This is a genomic window from Corynebacterium endometrii, assembly GCF_004795735.1.
GTDB classification, from domain to species: Bacteria; Actinomycetota; Actinomycetes; order Mycobacteriales; family Mycobacteriaceae; genus Corynebacterium; species Corynebacterium endometrii.
Genome location: NZ_CP039247.1, coordinates 587,684 through 606,291, shown reverse-complemented (window position 1 = coordinate 606,291; position 18,608 = coordinate 587,684). Strand labels below are relative to the sequence as shown.

The window sequence follows — 18,608 nt, the reverse complement described above, 5'->3', positions numbered from 1 at the left end:
TGCGCCCACGCAGCAAAAAGGTGGAAAGCCCCTGAAGGCCCTGGTGTCCGTGCTCAGTGTGATGGTGCTGGCGTTTTCAGCAGTAGGCTACCTTGCCATCGGCCGCTTAGGCGGCGAGATGGCCTCCGTAGGAAACTTGGCACTTGGCGGCGGATCCGGTTTCAAGCAGGACGCGGTAGACGGCGCGATGGACATCCTCCTGGTGGGGTCTGATTCACGTACCGATGCCCAAGGCAATCCCCTCTCCCGCGAGGAATTGGACTCTCTCAACGCGGGCGAAGCGGGCGGTGAGGAAAATACTGACACCATCATGCTCATCCGCATCCCGAATGACGGCTCCCGCGCCACGGCTGTGTCCATCCCACGTGACACCTATGTCAACGAGGGCGAGCTGGGCAACATGAAGATCAACGGCGTCTTTTCCACCCACAAGGACATGGTCGTGGAGCAGATGACCTTGGAGAATGAAGAGGCCGTTGCCGCAGGAAATGACGCGGTCCATACGGATAAAGAAATTGAGCAGGAAGGCACCGCGGCCGGCCGCGCCGCCCTTCTCGATCAGATTCACTCGCTAACCGGCATTGAGGTTGACCACTACGCGGAAATCGGCCTGCTGGGCTTTGTGCTGCTTACCGATGCCGTGGACGGCGTGGAGGTCTGCCTTAATAATGACGTCAATGACCCGATGTCCGGTGCGGACTTCAAGGCCGGCCGCCAAACCATTTCCGGCGCCAAGGCGTTGACCTTCGTGCGCCAGCGCTATGGGCTGCCCCGCGGTGACCTGGACCGCATCGTCCGCCAGCAGGCGTACATGGCCTCCTTGGTTAATAAGATGCTTGATACCGGCACCCTGACCAACCCGTCCACCCTAGCCGACGTGTCGAAGGCCGTTGAACGCTCCGTGGTTATCGACGAAGGGTGGGACGTTATGGGGTTTGCCACCCAGATGGCCGGCCTGGCCGGCGGCAACGTCACCTTCTCCACCATCCCGGTGACCTCGATCGACGGCGTGGGTGATTTTGGAGAGTCCATCGTCACCGTCGACGTGGACGAGGTTCATGCTTTCATGGACGATCTTGCCCGCACCGAGGAGGAAACCGCGGCCGCCCAGCCTTCGGCAGACGACAGCGAGGGCAACAGCGCCGGCATTACGCCGGTCGCGGAAGACATCAACTTACAGGTGCTTAACGCCGGTTCAATCGCCGGCCTGGCAGCGGGCGTGTCCGGCTGGCTTACCGGCACAGGCTACAACGTTGAAAACACCGGTAATGCCATGCCGGGCGTGTACTGGGAGAGCCAGATTGTCGCCGCCGACCCAACCGATGAGCGCGTGGTTGCGCTCGCCGAGCAAATGGGCGGTCTGCCAGTCACCGCCAATGCGGAGCTAGAACCCGACACGTTCATCGTTATCACCGCCGATGATTACGCCGGCCCTACCGACGAATCCTCCCAGGCACAGGCATCCGAATCCGCCGCGGCGCAGCCGGACCCCACCAATCAGGTGGGCACCCCGGGTGCCGACTTTGGCACCGCAGAAGTTGCACCGGAAATTAATGCCGGCGGTGACGGCCCCCGCTGCGTGAACTAGGACTTTTGCCTACGATGGGATGCCATGGAACTCCTATCCCACCTCATTCACGCTGACCCGGCGTCCCCTCGCCTGACCGTCTACACGGAAACGACCGGCGCACGCATGGATTTCTCCGCCACGACGCTGGAGAACTGGGCGGCGAAGGTTGCCAATTTCCTGGCCGAAGAGCTGGAAATCGAGGCGGATGATCCGGTTCTGATTGACCTCCCTGTCTCTTGGCACAGCGCGGTGATCGCCATAGGTGCCCTGGCGCGTGGTGCCGATCTTCACTACCCAGCGGATAGGTCGCGCACCCCGGAGGCGGTGTTTACCACCCCGGAGCGTCATGGGGAGCTTTCCGCTACTTACCCGGATGCGGATATCGTGCTGGTCACCGAGGACCCTTTCGGCCGCGGGGTGGCAGAAACTGGTGGCACCGTTGCACCCGGCGCGGTGGATTTTGGCCCCACCGTCCGCTTCTACGGCGACGAGTACTACGAGCCAACCCAACCACTCGACCAGCTTGTAGCCCCGCTCGGTTCACCGGAACGCCTCCTATCCGCGGGGTGGACGGACAAGGAGAGCTTCGCGGCTACCGTACTTGCACCGCTGGCCGCCGGTGGCTCCGCCGTGGTAGTCACCGGCACGTCCGACGCCACCCGCCTCGACGCCATTGCCGCCGCCGAGAGGGTCACCGCCCGGGTCTGACTAACCCGGTGCGGGTTCGCCCGCCCACTCCTTATGCAAAGCCGCCCCTCGGCAGGGAACTCTACGGCCCTAGGCTGCTACCGGGGACTCTACTGCTGGCGTATCCAGCTTCCGAGCACGCCCGGTACCACGGCTTTGCGTTGCCCAAGCAGGTCGCGTTTGTTTTTGTTGATTTCAACCCGACTGGTCACGGTCTTTATTTTCTTTCCCTCGCCCTTCCCGTAACGCCCCGGCGAACCGGCACCATAGCCGCCAGCACTGCCATGTGCGCCGGTAGCACCGCGCGGGTGACCGCCCGCAGTAGCGTGGGAACCCCCGCCCAAGCCACCACCACTGGCAGAAGCACCCGGATGAGTCCCCGCGGGAGCACCGCCACTAGGCGCAGCACCACTACCTGACCCAGACACCGGCAACCCGCCACCAACAGACGGGCTAAGCACCCGGCCGGCCCCATTGGTAGACCCGAGCCCAGCGCCGGTTAGAGCGCCCAGGCTAGCGCTACCCAGGCTGGAACCGCCCGCCCCGAGCTGTGAGGGAAGACCACTGGCGCTTGAGCTAGTACCGAAGCTGGTGGTGTTTGGGCTTAAATGCATGGCTGAACCGTTACCACCAACGGGCTGGGCGCCCGCGGCGTGGGTGCCTACGGCATCCAGGCCCGCCATGCCGGTAGGGGGCAGGTATCCCGCTTCGGCAAGAGCGTAGTCACGGTAGGCGTTAGCTGTAGCCACCGTATCGTCGATGGCAGACTGACTCATCCCGCCAACATCGCGCAGCCCTGTAATAGACCCATCGGTTACCTCAAAAGAACCGGGGCCCACATCACCACGATCAATGGCATCGATAAACTCCTGGGGCCATGTCAGATCATCGGTATTGTAACGGTGACCTGGTCCTGCGATGCTGTTGAGGCCAACGGATGCGATATCCCCGCTAGTGTCCTCCGCGGGCATGACCATAGGTGTACTTGGTGGAATTGAGCCGGTGACGCCGGACTGGAGCATCTGCTGCTGAAGCGAGAGCAAACCTTGCTCAGCCGCACTTTTTAACACCGGGTCGGGCACTGAACCTATCACGAAGCTTGCGGCATGAGTGTTGTAGCCAACGATGGTGATAATGCCCGCGAGCTTGTCTGCTCGCGCCGCCATCGCGAGCGCATGGTCCATAAAATAACCAGCCGAGTTGGCCACCTGGCCCAACGCATCGGCAGCAGCGTTGACAAAGTCAGCATCGTTAGCCTCTGAAAGCTCTTCAACGGTTGACTGTATGGTTGATTTAACCTCATCGAGTTGAGCGGAAAGCTCAACCCAGCGGTGCGCGGTATCGGTCAGCTGCGAGGTGCTAGTAGCTTTCAAAGCCATATCTAGCCCTTCAAGGCTCGCCCCCACGTTGACGATGGGTGAGGCAACCAAAATCGGATCGGCGGGAATCTCGCTGAGCATAGACAACGCGACTGAAGAATCCTCAACCCGCCCGCCATGGTCGGCAAGAGCTAGCCCTGTGGAATTCGCTTGGTCCTGGGAGTCTACTGCGGTGGCGTTATCGGCAAGAAGCTGGGCGATAGTATTTAGCCTTTCGCCCAACCCCCGCAGCAGAGCGTCAGCAGAACCAGAATGCCCCGAAAGCGTCTGGCCGTGAATGCCCCCAGCTTCAGAAACCCCCACGATTGTTGAAAAGCCGGCCGATACAGGGGAATCTAACGCTGCGGCTTCGCTGATAATTATGGAAGCAAGCTTGCGAAGCCTAAAACTACTCTGTGCCAAATTATCCAAGTCAGCCTGCATCACTTGCTCCTTTCGTAAACAAATTCCAGGATTTCTTGAGCTTCACGTTGTAGTTCTTGTTCATTCACATCGAAGCGACTCACCCCCACCTCGAACATTCCTTTCGTAGTATCTACCGAGGAATAACCGTTGAAATCGAATAATTCATCGGGGGTTCGATAAAGCCCTGGCACTGTAGATTTCGCCAAGGTAGCTCCGGGAAAATGCGCGGAGGCCGTATTATTCATCGAAAACGTTACGACCCGATTAGTAGGATTGCCCTCCTCGTCCCTGTGCGAGTAAGCACAGTCACGGAAATCAGTAAAGACTTCTGATTCCATCACATCGGTATAGCCGAGTTCTGCCATGATTTCCGGAGTGGCCCAAGTGCATGGGTCGGGCATGTCTTCACCCCGCAGGTTAGGGTCAAACGGGCCAAGCTCTGGGAAAGGAGGCCGCGCATCCTCCTCGGCAGTATCGGTAGTGCTGGGTTCGCTGGATACTGCCGCTGTTTGGTGTGCAGGCTGGGACTGTGAGTTTTGTTGTTCATCGGCGCTCGTTGTAGAACAAGCGGTTAGCGTCGCCGAAGCTAAAACGGCAGTCATTATGCCGCACGTCGTATGTGTAGGTGTCATGATGCCCCCGAGCATTCAATTGTCTCTACGAAGATGTTCTTAGTTTTTATCGAAGCGCAAAAGGGTGACAATTCCCCGAAAATACCCCGTCACCAGTATCGGCGGAGCTTCCCTTTCACGTGGTAGCCATTCTCGCATGACTTTAGCGACCTTGTCCATGGTTAAAGGAAAACTTGTGGATAAAAGAGATTGAACTAAGGGGCACCCAATGCCCACTCACAGAGCTAGCCTTCGCGAAGATCAATCAATCGCACACGCCCCATGCCGCGCTTGAACTAAGAACTGCATCTCCAAGGCGTCTAAGGCCCCGCAATATTCAAGGCTGGCATTTAAATGTCCAAAAACTAATTTCCGATATAGCGCAGTAAACAGGCCCAAAGCTGACTGAATACAAAATGGACACTTCCTTGTGCCAAATCGTGGCGTCGGAGCGGCGTAGGGTGTTCCGCATGACGATCTCCATCCCAATACTTGTCCTCATAGGCATTCTCATCTTCGTGGGGACTGTGATCCAGGGCAGTATTGGGTTTGGACTCGGAACCGTCGCGACGCCTATCGTTGCAATCGTGGCACCGCAGCTTGTTCCGATGCTGATTTTGATGCTGGCTTTTGTCATTTCCGTCGTCACCACGGTGCAAACCGCACGCGATGTGGACTGGAAGTTCTTCTGGCTATGTAGGACCTGACCCCTTGATGGTGGACACGCTGAAACCAGCATTTCGCTGGGGAAGTGAGGTACCTTTCTACTATGCCACGCAAGACCTACACCGAGCAGTTCAAGCGTGACGCAGTCTCGTTGTACGAGTCGACCCCCGGAGCCACGCTCAACGCCATTGCCTCCGACCTCGGGGTCAACCGCAACTCTCTGCGCACCTGGCTCGACGCCTTCGGCACCGGCACCAAAACCAACGCCAACGGTGAAAAAGTCGCCAGCCCCATCGCCGCAACCAACAGCGAACGCACCCCTGCTGAAGGACTCTCCGATGCCGAGCGCATCCGCGTGCTGGAACGCGAGAACGCCAAGCTCCGGGAAGAACGAGAGATCCTGCGCAAGGCGGCCAAATATTTCGCGGAAGAGACGAACTGGTGAACCGCTTCCGATTCGTTGACGACCACCGAGGCCTCTATCAGGTCAAGCGGTTATGTGAGGTCCTAAAGATCAACCGGTCCTCGTACTACACATGGAAATCTGCTGCTCCCCGTCGTCGGCGACGCCTTGTCGACGACGCGGTGCTGGGAGCGAGGATCAAGGCCGTGTTCACGGCCGAGAACGGCTGCTACGGGGCGAAACGCGTGACTGCGGCCATCAACGCCAGCGACGATAACTCCGTCAGCGGCGTTGCTGCGCAGCGGGTCAATCACAAGCGCACGGCCCGGTTGATGCGGCAGATGGGTCTGTTCGGCTACACGAAAAGACGCCGGGTGAAGACCACCGTGTCTGCGAAACGGGCTCCGAAGTTCCCAGACCTGCTTCGGCGTCGGTTCACCGCAGCCAAGCCGAATTCGGTCTACGTCGGCGATATCACGTACCTGCCGATTGCGGACGGGTCGAATATGTACTTGGCCACCGTCATCGACTGCTATTCGCGGCAGTTGACCGGTTTCGCGATCGCCGACCACATGCGCACGGAGTTGGTCGAAGAAGCCCTCACGATGGCCCGGAAGGTGCGAGGCAACCTTGATGGAGCGATTTTCCACTCGGACCACGGCAGCGTCTATACCTCTGAGCAATACCGGAAGCTGTGCGAACGGTTCGGTGTCACCCAATCGATGGGAGCAATCGGGACGAGCGCGGACAACTCGCTGGCGGAGTCGTTCAACGCCACACTGAAACGGGAAGTCCTGAAGGGCGAGCCTGTTTTCGCCAGCCAACTGGTGTGTCGCCGGGACGTGTTCCGATGGTGCACGCGCTACAACACCAAGCGCTTGCACTCTTGGTGCGGATATCGCTCGCCGAACGCCTTCGAGACCGCAGGATTAGCTACACTGACTATTGCATCTTGATTACATCCCCGTGTCCACTTTCCGGGGGTCAGGCCCGTACAATCATGCGTCTGCCTGGCTCCGTCGCCGGCGCCTGGGCGGTGGCATCACTATCGCATCGCGGACTGTCAGTCTTCATTGGTATTGCTGTAATTCTTGCCATGATGCTGTCATCATTCGGATGGACGCCTCGGTACAACAAGCAGAATGTGGCAATCGCCTCGGTGGCCTCAGGTTTCTTAGGAACATCCACTGCCATTGGAGGGCCGCCGCTGGCTCTGGTCCTCAAGAGCCAGCAGGCGTCGAAGATGCGCGGCACGTTGTCAGCTACATTTGTGACCGCCAGCTTGGTCTCAATAGGCATGCTCATGGGGTCGGGTCAGTTTAATGGCGAAATCTGGACCGTGGCCGCCATGTATCTACCCGTAGTTCTAGGCGGTCTGTGGGCCGCCACCAAAGTCAGTAGGCATATCGATAAAGCCAGACTTAACAAACTGGTTGTCGGTGTTTCCATCGGCGCTGCCATCGCATTGATTGTGAAGGCGATATTCGGCTTTTAGGGTGTTCCAGTAGCCGGAACAGTAGGTTCCCTCAGACACCTCCTCGCCTTAAAGTGAATTTTGTGTTTGGGGTCACCGTAGACCCTCTAAGTGATTCCATTGCACAGTTAGTTACTGTTCCGACAGTAAGCCAACCTATACCCGACTACTTTGAGGAGAATCTGCATGTCCGGCGCGCCGCCTGCGATGTCCCACCGCCCAATTCAGGGCATCTGTGCGCCGCTGGCCTCCACCGATTTGCTTGTCGATCCACTATTCGCACTCTGGACTGTAGCTCATGACCACGATAAAAGCTCCTTGTTCTTCGGCCCTACCCCCGAAGAACGGCGAGATTACCACGACGTATTGGTCATGAAGAAGCAATCTGCTACGCCTACCCCACCTTGGGCACCAACCTTATGGGCGACCACAACGTCTTTAAAGACTAAGGCCGTAGAGCGCAAGAACGAAGGCACGGGGCTCTCTAGACAGAAGGAACGTAGAAGAGATGCGGAATTTTCCGCTTTACCTAAGCCCAATATCAAGTTCAACGCAGGTTTCAAGTGGTACGAGCCAATTCCAGAGTTCGTTGCTAACTCCGACAAGATGGCCGCACAGTAACTCCCTTTGATAGGAAAGGAGCACAATTCATGGCTACACAGGACCAGATTGAGTCCATCGCAGCTGACCTTTTTGCCGCGTACACATCCAAGGAACCGATTCAGCCTCCTCGTGAAATCATTGAGGATATGACCGTTGCGGATGCTTACGCAATTCAGCAATGGCAAGAGAAAGCCTTCGAGGCTAAGGGCGACAAAGTCGTAGGGCGAAAGATTGGCCTGACCTCTCTTGCTATGCAAAAACAGCTCGGCGTTGACAGCCCTGACTTCGGTTTCTTCACGGAGTCCCTACTGTTTAGCTCGGACGAAGCAATCGCGGTAGACCAATTCATTTCTCCAAAGGTCGAGCCGGAACTTGGCTTCAAGCTCGCCAAAGACCTGGCCCCGAATTCGAGCTTCGAGGAAGTTCTCAATGCGATTGAGTCCGTACACCTGGCGATTGAAATCATCGATTCCCGCGTGCGTGACTGGGATATTCGCCTGGTAGATACCGTCGCGGACAATGCGTCCTGCGGTGCCATTGTCCTCGACCCTGAACCAGCGAATATTCCACTAGAAGAGCTCACCGCGGTTCCTGCCCGCATGCTCATCGGCGGCGAGGTAGCGGGTGAAGGCACTGGTGAGGCAGTGATGGGCCACCCGGTAAAACCAATTGCTTGGCTTACGGAAATCCTCGGCGAAATGGGGACCACCCTCAAGGCCGGAGACATCATTTTGTCCGGCAGCTTCTGCGGCGCAGCCCCCGTAGTTGCAGGCCAAGAAGTAATCGTTGATTACGGCCCATACGGAACTTTGACCACCTCCTTTAAGTAGAAACCAAGGAACTCACATGGCTAAAAAACTTATTGCTGCGATTGTCGGGCCCGGCAATATCGGTACCGACCTGATGATCAAAATCCAGCGTAACTCTGAAAAGTTTGACCTCCAATACATGGTGGGCGTTCAGGAATCTGAGGGCTTAAAGCGCGCCCGAGAAGCAGGCCTTAAAGCATCCGCCGAGGGCGTAGAGTGGCTGCTTAAGCAGGAGCCAAAGCCGGACGTAGTCTTCGAGGCAACGTCCGCCAAGGCTCACGAATACAACGCGCCGTTATACAAAGAAGCCGGCATCCGTGCCATTGACCTAACCCCCGCCGCAATTGGCCCATACATGTGCCCCGCTGTAGGCCTCGATAACCTCGGCGACATGGATAATGTGAACATGATTACCTGTGGTGGCCAGGCAACCACCCCAATTGTTCACGCCGTGTCCTCCGTGGCTGAAGTTGAATATGCTGAGATTGTTGCGTCCATCGCGTCCCTTTCCGCTGGCCCTGGCACCCGCGCAAATATTGACGAGTTCACGGAGACTACTTCCAAGGCCCTCGAAGTAATTGGTGGTGCTAAGAAGGGTAAGGCAATCATCATCCTTAACCCAGTAGAGCCACCAATGCTCATGCGCAACACCGTGTACTGCTCCCTTCCAGCAGAGGCAGGCGTACCGGGTGAGCTGCAAGACAAGATCCGCGAAGCCATCAAGAAGCGTGTTGAGGAAGTCCAGGAGTATGTCCCTGGTTACCACCTAACCTCCGAGCCGCAGTTCGACGAGGCTCGCGATGATTGGAATGGCTGGGCCCGCGTGACCGTTCTCATCGAGGTCAAGGGCGCAGCAGATTACCTGCCTGAGTACGCAGGCAACCTAGACATCATCACCTCCGCAGCAGTGGCAACCGCTGACCGTCTCGCAGAAATCATCGAAGCGTAAAGGACACGAACCATGACCAAGATTCGTCTAAATGACACCACCCTGCGTGACGGTTCCCACGCTGTACGCCACCAGTACACCGAGGAACAGGTTCGCAAGGTAGTCCGCGCCCTTGATGACGCAGGCGTGGAAATGATGGAAGTTTCCCACGGCGACGGCCTGGGAGGTTCCACCTTTAACTACGGCTTCTCCAAAACCAACGAGATGGACCTCATCTCCGCGGCGGTAGATGAGGCTAAGAACACCAAGATCGCCTTCCTCTGCCTGCCAGGTGTTGGTTCCGCTGAGGACATGGAAGAGGCAACCAAACGCGGTGCCCGCGCCTGCCGTATCGCTACCCACTCCACCGAGGCCGACGTTTCCATCCAGCACTTCGAGAAGGCTCGGGAACTCGGCTTGGAGACCGGCGGCTTCCTCATGCTCTCCCACCGTCTAGACCCAGCAGGGCTGGCGAAGCAAGCCCGCATCATGGTCGACGCAGGTTGCCAGTGCGTGTTCGTCGTTGACTCCGCCGGCTATCTCATCGGACAGGAGGCAGCGGACCGCGTGAAGGCTGTGTACGAGGAGATTGGCGGCGAGGCACAGGTTGGTTTCCATGGACACCAGAACCTGGGTTTCGGCGTCGCTAACTCCTTGTTGGCGGTGCAAAACGGTGCTACGCAGATTGATGGCACCCTTTACGGCCTGGGTGCTGGTGCCGGAAACGCTCCGATTGAGGTACTGGCTACCGTCTTCGAGCGCCGCGGCATTGATTTTGGCGATGTTAACGTCAAGGCGGTTCAGGATGCTGCCGAAGATGTGCTCAAACCAATGGTCTCCCGCCTGCCAATGATGGACCGTGGTTCCATTGTCCAGGGCCAGGTTGGCGTGTACAACTCCTTCCTGTTGCATGCTGAGCGTGCATCCGAGCGCTACGGCGTTCCAGCCCAAGAAATTCTGGCCGAGGTTGGCCGACGCGGTTACGTTGGTGGCCAGGAGGACATGATTATCGAGGTTGCATTGGCTTTGCAAGGTCAGAACTAAACTTCAATCAGAGTCTTACACCAGCCTCGGTTTTCCTCCTTTTACGGCGAAGACCGGGGCTCTTGGGCTGCGTTTGCATTAAATTGTCAAATTAGCTCGTTTCATCGCGCAAACCGAGGAAGGTCCCATGGCTCCGTATGCAACCGTCACTCGCCGCTATACAGCGTCTTTCATAGGCATCTGCATCGGCATGGCCGGCACGGCGATTATTTCTCTATCTGCGTTGGGCACGTCTCCAATATCCTCGACGATGTTTGCTCTATCACTAGCTACACCACTGTCATTTGGCGGCTGGACGTTCGTGCTCAACGCTCTGTTCATCGTGGCACAGTTAGCGATTCTCAGAAAGAAATTCCCCAAGTCCGGATGGCTTCAAATCCCTGCTCTGCTCGTGGCAAGCGTGGTACTCGACTTCTGGATGTGGCTCTTTTCCTGGATAGAGACAGATAGTTACCTTCTCAGTTTGCTTACTGTAATTGCAGGAATTGTGGTGGCTGGGGGTGGATTATCTTTATTGGTGGCTTCAAAGGCCATCTACATGCCCGGGGAAGGCCTCGTGGCCGCTATTTCTGAAACGCTAAATAAACCGTTTCCCCGAATCAAGGTCGTATTCGATCTGTGCAACGTGGTGGTGGCACTCATCCTATGCATCGCGCTCGTTGGAAACTTCGAGGCTGTGCGAGAAGCTACTATCATTTCAGCGTTTGGTATCGGCTTTGTCATTGGCCGCTTTATCCCTCTGGCTGCCAAGATAGTAGGACCGTTGCCCGTGGTGTTACAGGAAACTAAGTAATAACCCCCTCGAATTCCATCGCAGGCTAAACTCATTCCATCGTGTCGGCGCAGCTTTCCCTGCTGTGATTAGCACGATGTAGGAAACTCCGATTGCCCCACCCTTGCACCACACTACGCTGCAGCGAGTCGAGATAATCTTTCAATCGCTTTACGCGACTACGGTACTTCGTAAGCCCCTTCCATTTCTCTAAGGGCTGATGCCCAGGGCCACGGCTAGCTTCGCGCTCACCGATGGTTTCGTGGTATGACCCCACCCTAGTGTTAAAAGCTTACGGTCCATGCAATCTAAGGTGCAACGAATCATTTCGTTGCACGTATATAAGCCCTCGATGCAGACGCGGCAACCTTCTTCAATGTCAGTATGTGGTCCTCGGGACGAAATACACCAGTTGCGCCCGAGACACTCATGGCTGCTACAGGTTGCCCACCAAGACCATAAATGGGCGCCGCTACGCAGGTTAATCCCGGGGTGACCTCCTCACGGTCGTAGGCCACTCCCTCCTTGCGGACCTTAGCTAGGACCGAGCGGAATTCATCCGGATCTGTAATCGTGTTGGTGGACCACTGCGGTAGACCTGCGTCAATTACCGTCTCAATTAGTTCCTCATCCCACGCCATGATGGCCTTGCCAACACCGGTGCAAAATCCCGGTACGCGTCCCCCGATGCGCGATGGGGCATCGACGGGATTCAACGAAAACAGCTTATTGGCATAAACAACGTCCGTACCGACCAAGTAGCCTAAGTGCACAGTCTGGCGCGTACGCTCGAATAATGCTGAAAGATAGGGCGTGAGTAGTTCACCCACACGGTTGTAATCCGGTGAGTCAGCGCTTTTCACGATGTCAAAGAACAGCGGCCCAATCCGATACAGCTCTCCAGCCTTCTGCACGGCTCCATTTTCTACGAGCGTTGCAAGCAACCTAAACGCGGTGGATTTAGACATGCCAGATCGCCGAGCTAGCTCAGAAACACCGAGCCCAACAGAATTATCCTCACCGAAAGCACGAAGAAGATCGAAAGCTTTATCAACTGCTCCCCGATTCCTTTCAACCACTAAGCCACGTCCTTTCAGATTTCTGCCCGCAATTACTGGCCGCGAGCCGAACGATGTTCTCTAGCTATCCACCCATTATTAACGGCACCGTCAATAGAATACGCCAGTTCAAACCCGCAAAAGCGCCATGAGGATTATCTTTCGTCCTGATTATTTACCTCGGCTCTAAATCAGCATAGAAGACAAACGATTCGAGCCCGCTACGGGAGGAACGGACTAACTCGCACGATGCCTATGAAGACACCTCTAACTTGTGTCCTCGCGACCTACTCACCGAAGCTTTAGTTAACTCCAGTAATCAGATCAAAGGTAAATCTAAAAACTTTGATTTATGCCATTTACTCGCGTAGCTGCACTTTCAGCAATTGGTTCGTGGAATACACATGCCAACCGCCACTGATGCTTCTCGAGTGGCTATATCCCACTAAATATGGAGAGGCCTTCAGTCGCTAGACCTAAAAGTCGACGTTTGGAGTCTGGAATTCCAGACGCTTTATATTCTCAACCCTTCCCATATGACCCAGCACTCTGAAACCATGGAAGTGTATCTCGCGCAACACTAAGCGCCCGTCCCTACACCCCTGGGACTTACCACCTACTCCCCGCTACCCCGGGGCATGGAAGGAAACTGGCATGGCGATTAAGGAAACAGCCTTACAAAGGCCTGAGCCCCCTACGGAAACTAAAGGATCCAATGGCTCTACGCTAAGCTGGGTCATCACCCTCTTCGGCACCGCTGTAGGAGCCGGAATCCTATTCCTCCCACTCAACGCTGGCAGCTTTGGGTTCTGGCCACTGACCATTGCCACCCTCATCATCCTGCCGTTGGTCTATTTCTCTCACCGCACGTTTGCTCGAATCATCGCGGGAGTACCAGAAGATGACCATGGCAAAGACGTTCTGGAGCTCACCACAAAATACCTGGGAAGGGGCCTTGGCGCCGGAATTGCATTCCTGTACTGGCTAGCGATTTTCCCCATTGTGCTAATTTACGGTGTTTCAATCACCAATAGCATTGACAGCTTTATAGTGAACCAATTTGGTGGCCCATCGATTCCGCGCCCGGTTCTCGCGGTTGCATGCGTAGGCCTGATGACCCTAGTTTTCGCATTCGGGCGCAAACCAATGATGGCTTTCACTCAGGCGCTGGTTTACCCATTGATCTTTTCACTGGGCGCGGTATCTATCTACCTAATTCCCACGTGGGACTTCAATAGTTTCGTCAATTACAACGCAGACCAGTCAGGGACATCCATTATCTACGCGATTATGCTCGTCCTTCCGATGCTGGTATTTGCCTTCAACCACTTCCCAGCGGTATCGCAGTTCTGTGTGGACGTTCAAAGAGGGCATGGCTCTAACACTCTCAAGCAGGTGGAAAAGACAGAGTTCTACGCCTCGCTGCTTTTGGTCATTTTCACGATGTTCTTCGTCTGGTCCTGTGTATTAAGCCTGGGCGCAGAGGGTATGAACGAGGCCATCGAGCAGAATCTTCCGGTGCTCTCCTACTTCGCCAACGTGACCGACGCCCCGCTGATGAGTTGGATTGCTCCGATCGTGGTCATCTGCGCCATCATCTCTTCGTTTTTCGGCCACATGCTCGGCACTGAGGAAGGAACCGAATACTTAGTGCGTGCGGTTGCGCCACGGCTGACAGCACGCATGTCGCGCCGCGCATTGCTTAACTGGATCTACTTTGGAATCTTCATTGCCACCACGCTGACCGCCATCTTCAACCCGTCAGTAATCGATATGATTTCCGTGGTAGGAGGAATTTTCGTTGCATTCCTTGTGTACCTTCTCCCAGTGATGCTATTCCGAAAGCTCAAGGTCTACGAGAAATTCCGGAATGACCCAGTTAATTACTTCGTGTTTGTCATGGGCCTTATCGTTATGGCCGGCGCCATCCTTGACATGATTCGTTAGAGGCAACCCAATCGTTCGAATGCCCTGATTTCGCCGCCGGCAAGTCTGCCGGCGGGATGGGCCGCGATATCTATCAACCGTTGGTTAAGGCTCCCACAGATGAAACAACCAACAGATTAAACGACCACGCCCGAAGCATTGCACCTGGACCATCATGTGGTCAGTGGCTGTTTCGGGCGTAACTAGTGCACAACAACGACTGTGCACCGTAGTGAGCATTACCGACTAACCAACACTGATTCCAGCCGACTTGCGACGCCATGCATAGTAGACACCACCAGCAATCACGCCTAGCAGGGCCATTCCAGCAGTGGCGAGAAAACCGGTGCTGAATCCTGTAACCGCTAAGCTACGGGGCTGTGGAAAGGCCTGTTGATGCGACTGTTGCGCGGGGGCGTTACTTTTCGTTACCGGAGATCAGGTGAGCCCGAGGTTCTGACGTCGGAACAGGTTGAGACTCGTCACTCTCCGCGTTCCTAGATTCGCCCTTAGGGTTAGTTGAATCCTGCGACTCCTCCAACGGTCGAATTTCCTCTTCTGCCTCACTGCAAATAGTGGTGTAAGCATCGGCCTAGTCACAACAATCTCACTGGCCCCGTATTCTGCCACTGTGTAGATCACGGCAGGGTGCGGATTCAGAATGAAAGCCGATTCGTACGATTCTGCGCGGCCTGACGCAATCGGTTGGATATCGTCTGAACCAATCAAATCGAAACGGTTGGTCCCGCTCGCTAGCGAACACTGTTAAGTGCCCAGGCGCCCCCTGAGAAAATTGTAATTGAAATACACGCGCACTAACCGCAGGTTCAGTCAAGGAGAATTCACGCAAGTCCTCCCCATTGGGCCAATCGCTGGACCGTTGCGAGGCATTCAGCGAATCGCAAATTACTAGGAGGCAACTCCGCGTGCCGCTCGTGACCCTATTTGGGCAGTGTGTATCTGCGGACTCTACGGTTATCTCACCCACTAGCGTAAGCGTGACAATTTCGGGACCATCCGCTTTAATCACGAAACCATACCAATAATTGACTGAGGGTTAAGTGCGGGAGCGGAAGCGAAACCTCCATAAACGGCACCACGCTTTGCAGTGCAGAAAAGGTTATGGAGGTGACATCATTCTCACTCCTCCTCCGCAGATTTACATCATAGAATCGAAAGTGTTGATACTAAGTCTTTTCAGTCCCGACTGACACGAAAGGCCGCCCCCATGCCTGCACCGCTGCAGCTCCCCGAAACATTCGCCCAGCGCCTGCGCAAGGCAGACCGCCCGCAATACGGTTTCTGGATTAATTCCGGGTCACCCGTGGCGTGTGAGATCGCGGCGTCCGCTGGTTACGACTGGCTGCTCATTGACGCCGAGCACACTGCCTATTCCCTCGAAACCATTCTTGAGCTTGTCCGCATTACGGATGCCTATCCGGCCACACCGGTAGTCCGCTTGCCTAAAAATGACGTCTCCCTCATCAAGCGCTACCTGGACCTTGGCGCGCAAAACCTCATGATTCCCATGATTGACAGCGCCGAAGAGGCCGAACAGGCCGTGGCATCCATGCACTATCCGCCGCGCGGCGTCCGCGGAGTGGGTTCCATTTTGGTCCGCGCCGGCAGGTTTGGCGGCATCCCTAATTACTCCGAGATTGCCTCGGAATCCGTGTCCCTCACGCTCCAGATAGAATCCGCGGCAGGCCTGGAAAACCTCGAAGAGATCTGCAAGGTCGATGGGATTGACGCAATTTTCGTCGGGCCGGCTGACCTGGCAGCGTCCATGGGATATATGGACCAGCCTCGCCACCCTGAGGTAGCGGCCGCGGTGAAGCACATCTTTGACGTAGCTCGCGCCAATGACATCATTGTGGGCGCCAATTCCTTTGCCAAGGACCAGGCGGAGGATTACATCGCCGCCGGCGCGGCTTTTGTTGCCATGGGCGCTGACGTGCAATTACTCGCCAACTCCATCCGCGGGCTTGCAGCCGAGATCTATGGGGAGAATCCAATTACTACCCCGCAAAGTTATTAGGCGTTGCGCCCGCGTGCAGCGCCGATCTGCGAAGCCGTGTACAAAGGGGAAACAAGTATCCCCGAACCATGTAAGGCGTGCGCATGAATTTGACCTACCGTGTCCAAAATCCAGTGAACAACGAGGTCATTGAGACCTTCGAAACCGCTACTGATAAGGCCATTGAAGCGACGATTGCCGCCGCGCATGAGGCGTTCGGTAATTGGCGGGACCGCGATATTTCTGAGCGCGCTAGGATTATGAGCAAAGCCGCAGACCTCTTCCGCGAGAAGAAGGAAGAGCTGGGTGAGATAATCGCCCTGGAAATGGGCAAGCCGCTCGATGAATCCATCGGCGAGGTGGAGTTTTCCGCGGAGATTATCGATTACTACGCCACCCACGGGCCGGAATTGGCGAGGGATGAAGAACTCAACCACGCATCCCCGGGGAAGGCGGTCATCCGCAAGCGCCCGCTGGGGCCACTCCTTGGCATTATGCCGTGGAACTATCCGTATTATCAGGTGGCGCGATTCGCGGGCCCCAACCTGGTGTTGGGCAACACCATCATTTTGAAGCATGCAGAGATCTGCCCACGATCCTCGGCAGCCATCGCCGCACTGTTTGCGGAAGCCGGTGTGCCTAAGGGCGTATACGCCAATGTCTACGCCAGCCATGACCAGGTCAGCACCATCATTGCCGATAGGCGCATCCAGGGGGTCTCCCTCACGGGTTCCGAGCGGGCTGGCGCCGCCGTTGCGGCTCAGGCCGGCAAGCACCTGAAAAAATGTGTCTTGGAACTCGGCGGCAACGATCCTTATGTTGTTCTCGATTCCACCGATGTAGCTCAAGCCGCCAAGGACGCTTGGGCCGTGCGAATTGAAAACACCGGACAGGCGTGCAATTCCAACAAGCGCATAATTGTCATGGAGGATATCTACGACCAGTTCGTCGACGAGCTGGTGAAACTCGCCGCGCCGCTCAAGCGCGGCAATCCAATGGAGCCTTCTTCAGACACGTATTCGCCGCTGTCTTCGCGCGCGGCTGCGGAAAGGCTCTACGAGCAGGTATCAAAGGCTAAGGAAGCTGGAGCCACCGTGCATGTGGGCGGCGAAATTGACGATTCCACCGCTTACTTCTCCCCCGCAGTCATCACTGGCATCCCGCGCGGAAGCGAATCGTACTACGAGGAGTTCTTTGGTCCCACCGCCGTGGTCTACAAGGTCTCTAGCGAACAGGAAGCTATCGAGCTGGCCAATGACAACCTGTTCGGCCTGGGTGGGTCGGTCCACTCCGAGCAAGAAGGCCGCGCGGAACGCCTGGCCTTGTTGATTGAATCGGGCATGACGCACGCGAACGCGGCGTCGGCCGAGACGGCCGACCTGCCATTCGGCGGCATTAAACGTTCGGGATACGGTCGCGAATTAGGGCATCTTGCGATGGAGGAATTCTGCAATAAGCAGCTCTACTACGTGGCCGGTTAACGCACGGTCTCGATGAGCGTTTCGTGGCGGACCGGCGCGTTACCCACGTACATGATTTGTGCCGCGGAGACTACGCCGATCCATCCCTTGCCCGGAATCCAAGCCGGCCCGCCCGAATCCCCGCGAACCGCGGAATGACTGCTTGCTGTGACCTTATACGGCGCCACGTTACTGACCCGGGAGCACTTGGGCGCACCGCTGCTTTGCCCGTAGAAGCAGATGGGGTCCCCCACGCGGGCATTACGCCAACTCAAGGTCTTATCGCCCGTCATGACGTTGCGGCCAAAGACGTTGTCATTGAAAGCAATGCGAGCGAAATCCCTGCCGCCGCCGGTGTAGATATTTGATACTCGTCCGATTGGGCGGAAGCGAGAATCGTATACAACCGAACCCTCGCGCTGGGTGAAGCAGTGGGCTGCCGCGTAGCCGTAGGTGTTGCCCGGCGAAATGTAGCCAAGGGTGCATCGCATGACGCGGCCTGGCCCATCCTCGCCGTAGATAGTGGCGCCCTGATTTACCGTGTTCTTGCCGATCCCCGTTACCGCCACAAAGTCACGCACGGAGGAACCGTGCGGCAGCGGGATGTTGATGACCTGGCCCTGAGCCGCGGCGGTCGGTGCGGTAAGGCCGCCCATTCCGATGAGCAAGGCGCCTGCTAGCGCCGTAACAAACTTCTTCACGGTCAATCCCATCTAGGCAGTGGACTTAGCGGTTCAACCAACAATAACCCAACAGTCACAGAAGTACACAGGTGTCACGGGAAAACGGAAGGAGT

17 protein-coding genes are annotated in these 18,608 nt (G+C 56.5%); 13 read left to right on the top strand and 4 right to left on the bottom strand.

Translation table 11 applies throughout. The features are described 5' to 3' along the window. Window positions 1-61 precede the first annotated feature (61 nt). Window positions 62-1,588 (top strand): LCP family protein, encoded by a 1,527-nt coding sequence (locus tag CENDO_RS02755; protein WP_246014408.1) that lies wholly within the window; start codon window positions 62-64, stop codon window positions 1,586-1,588. A 24-nt stretch (window positions 1,589-1,612) separates the two neighbouring features. Further along, a complete protein-coding gene (locus CENDO_RS02750; RefSeq protein WP_136140675.1) occupies window positions 1,613-2,278 on the top strand; it encodes a TIGR03089 family protein in 666 nt (221 codons plus the stop codon). Between the two features lie 89 nt (window positions 2,279-2,367). Here CENDO_RS02750 and CENDO_RS02745 read toward each other — a convergent pair whose 3' ends face one another. Together CENDO_RS02745 and CENDO_RS02740 are read right to left on the bottom strand one after the other, a co-directional pair. After that, window positions 2,368-4,059: a TrbL/VirB6 family protein gene (locus tag CENDO_RS02745; RefSeq protein ID WP_136140674.1), complete on the bottom strand. Its 1,692-nt coding sequence runs from the start codon at window positions 4,057-4,059 to the stop codon at window positions 2,368-2,370. Further along, the gene (locus CENDO_RS02740; RefSeq protein WP_136140673.1) at window positions 4,059-4,643 is read right to left on the bottom strand and encodes a DUF3558 domain-containing protein; all 585 of its coding nucleotides are present in this window, start codon (window positions 4,641-4,643) and stop codon (window positions 4,059-4,061) included. Before CENDO_RS02740 ends, CENDO_RS02745 begins: the two co-directional genes overlap by 1 nt. A gap of 479 nt (window positions 4,644-5,122) precedes the next feature. Here CENDO_RS02740 and CENDO_RS02735 point away from each other — a divergent pair, with 479 nt between their 5' ends. The 8 genes from CENDO_RS02735 to CENDO_RS02700 all read left to right on the top strand — a co-directional run bounded on the left by CENDO_RS02735 (window position 5,123) and on the right by CENDO_RS02700 (window position 11,372). Further along, on the top strand, window positions 5,123-5,359 hold the full coding sequence (locus tag CENDO_RS02735; protein ID WP_136140672.1) for a hypothetical protein: 237 nt from the start codon (window positions 5,123-5,125) through the stop codon (window positions 5,357-5,359). Window positions 5,360-5,421: 62 nt separating this feature from the next. Next, window positions 5,422-6,677 (top strand): IS3 family transposase gene (locus CENDO_RS02730; RefSeq protein WP_425456195.1). Its coding sequence is split into 2 segments (ribosomal slippage): window positions 5,422-5,749 and window positions 5,749-6,677, totalling 1,257 coding nucleotides; the frame shifts between segments, so codons are not numbered across the junction. Then, a complete protein-coding gene (locus tag CENDO_RS02725; RefSeq protein ID WP_136140670.1) occupies window positions 6,572-7,216 on the top strand; it encodes a TSUP family transporter in 645 nt (214 codons plus the stop codon). Before CENDO_RS02730 ends, CENDO_RS02725 begins: the two co-directional genes overlap by 106 nt. A gap of 165 nt (window positions 7,217-7,381) precedes the next feature. Beyond that, complete coding sequence (locus CENDO_RS02720; RefSeq protein ID WP_136140669.1) at window positions 7,382-7,816, top strand: hypothetical protein; 435 nt, start codon at window positions 7,382-7,384, stop codon at window positions 7,814-7,816. 29 nt (window positions 7,817-7,845) lie between these two features. Next, a complete protein-coding gene (locus CENDO_RS02715; RefSeq protein WP_136140668.1) occupies window positions 7,846-8,628 on the top strand; it encodes a 2-keto-4-pentenoate hydratase in 783 nt (260 codons plus the stop codon). A gap of 16 nt (window positions 8,629-8,644) precedes the next feature. Next, window positions 8,645-9,556: an acetaldehyde dehydrogenase (acetylating) gene (locus CENDO_RS02710; RefSeq protein WP_136140667.1), complete on the top strand. Its 912-nt coding sequence runs from the start codon at window positions 8,645-8,647 to the stop codon at window positions 9,554-9,556. 12 nt (window positions 9,557-9,568) lie between these two features. Continuing rightward, entirely contained in the window at window positions 9,569-10,579 is a 1,011-nt protein-coding gene (gene dmpG, locus CENDO_RS02705) for a 4-hydroxy-2-oxovalerate aldolase (protein WP_136140666.1), read from the top strand. Between the two features lie 127 nt (window positions 10,580-10,706). Next, window positions 10,707-11,372: a YczE/YyaS/YitT family protein gene (locus CENDO_RS02700; RefSeq protein ID WP_136140665.1), complete on the top strand. Its 666-nt coding sequence runs from the start codon at window positions 10,707-10,709 to the stop codon at window positions 11,370-11,372. A 302-nt stretch (window positions 11,373-11,674) separates the two neighbouring features. On the opposite strand, the gene CENDO_RS02695 is transcribed toward CENDO_RS02700, so the two are convergent. Beyond that, window positions 11,675-12,430: an IclR family transcriptional regulator gene (locus CENDO_RS02695; protein WP_246014351.1), complete on the bottom strand. Its 756-nt coding sequence runs from the start codon at window positions 12,428-12,430 to the stop codon at window positions 11,675-11,677. A gap of 633 nt (window positions 12,431-13,063) precedes the next feature. On the opposite strand from CENDO_RS02695, the gene CENDO_RS02690 reads away from it, so the two are divergent. The 3 genes from CENDO_RS02690 to CENDO_RS02675 all read left to right on the top strand — a co-directional run bounded on the left by CENDO_RS02690 (window position 13,064) and on the right by CENDO_RS02675 (window position 17,833). Then, window positions 13,064-14,356 carry an SLC5/6 family protein gene (locus CENDO_RS02690; protein WP_136140663.1) on the top strand — a complete coding sequence of 431 codons (1,293 nt, stop codon included), beginning with the start codon at window positions 13,064-13,066 and terminating at the stop codon, window positions 14,354-14,356. Window positions 14,357-15,563: 1,207 nt separating this feature from the next. Next, window positions 15,564-16,373, top strand: coding sequence for an HpcH/HpaI aldolase family protein (locus tag CENDO_RS02680; protein WP_136140662.1), 810 nt, complete (start codon window positions 15,564-15,566; stop codon window positions 16,371-16,373). Between the two features lie 83 nt (window positions 16,374-16,456). Continuing rightward, window positions 16,457-17,833, top strand: a complete 1,377-nt coding sequence (locus CENDO_RS02675) for an NAD-dependent succinate-semialdehyde dehydrogenase (protein ID WP_136140661.1) — start codon at window positions 16,457-16,459, stop codon at window positions 17,831-17,833. Here the strand turns inward: CENDO_RS02675 and CENDO_RS02670 are convergent. Continuing rightward, a complete protein-coding gene (locus CENDO_RS02670) occupies window positions 17,830-18,513 on the bottom strand; it encodes a chymotrypsin family serine protease (protein WP_136140660.1) in 684 nt (227 codons plus the stop codon). The genes CENDO_RS02675 and CENDO_RS02670 overlap by 4 nt on opposite strands. Window positions 18,514-18,608: the final 95 nt, after the last annotated feature.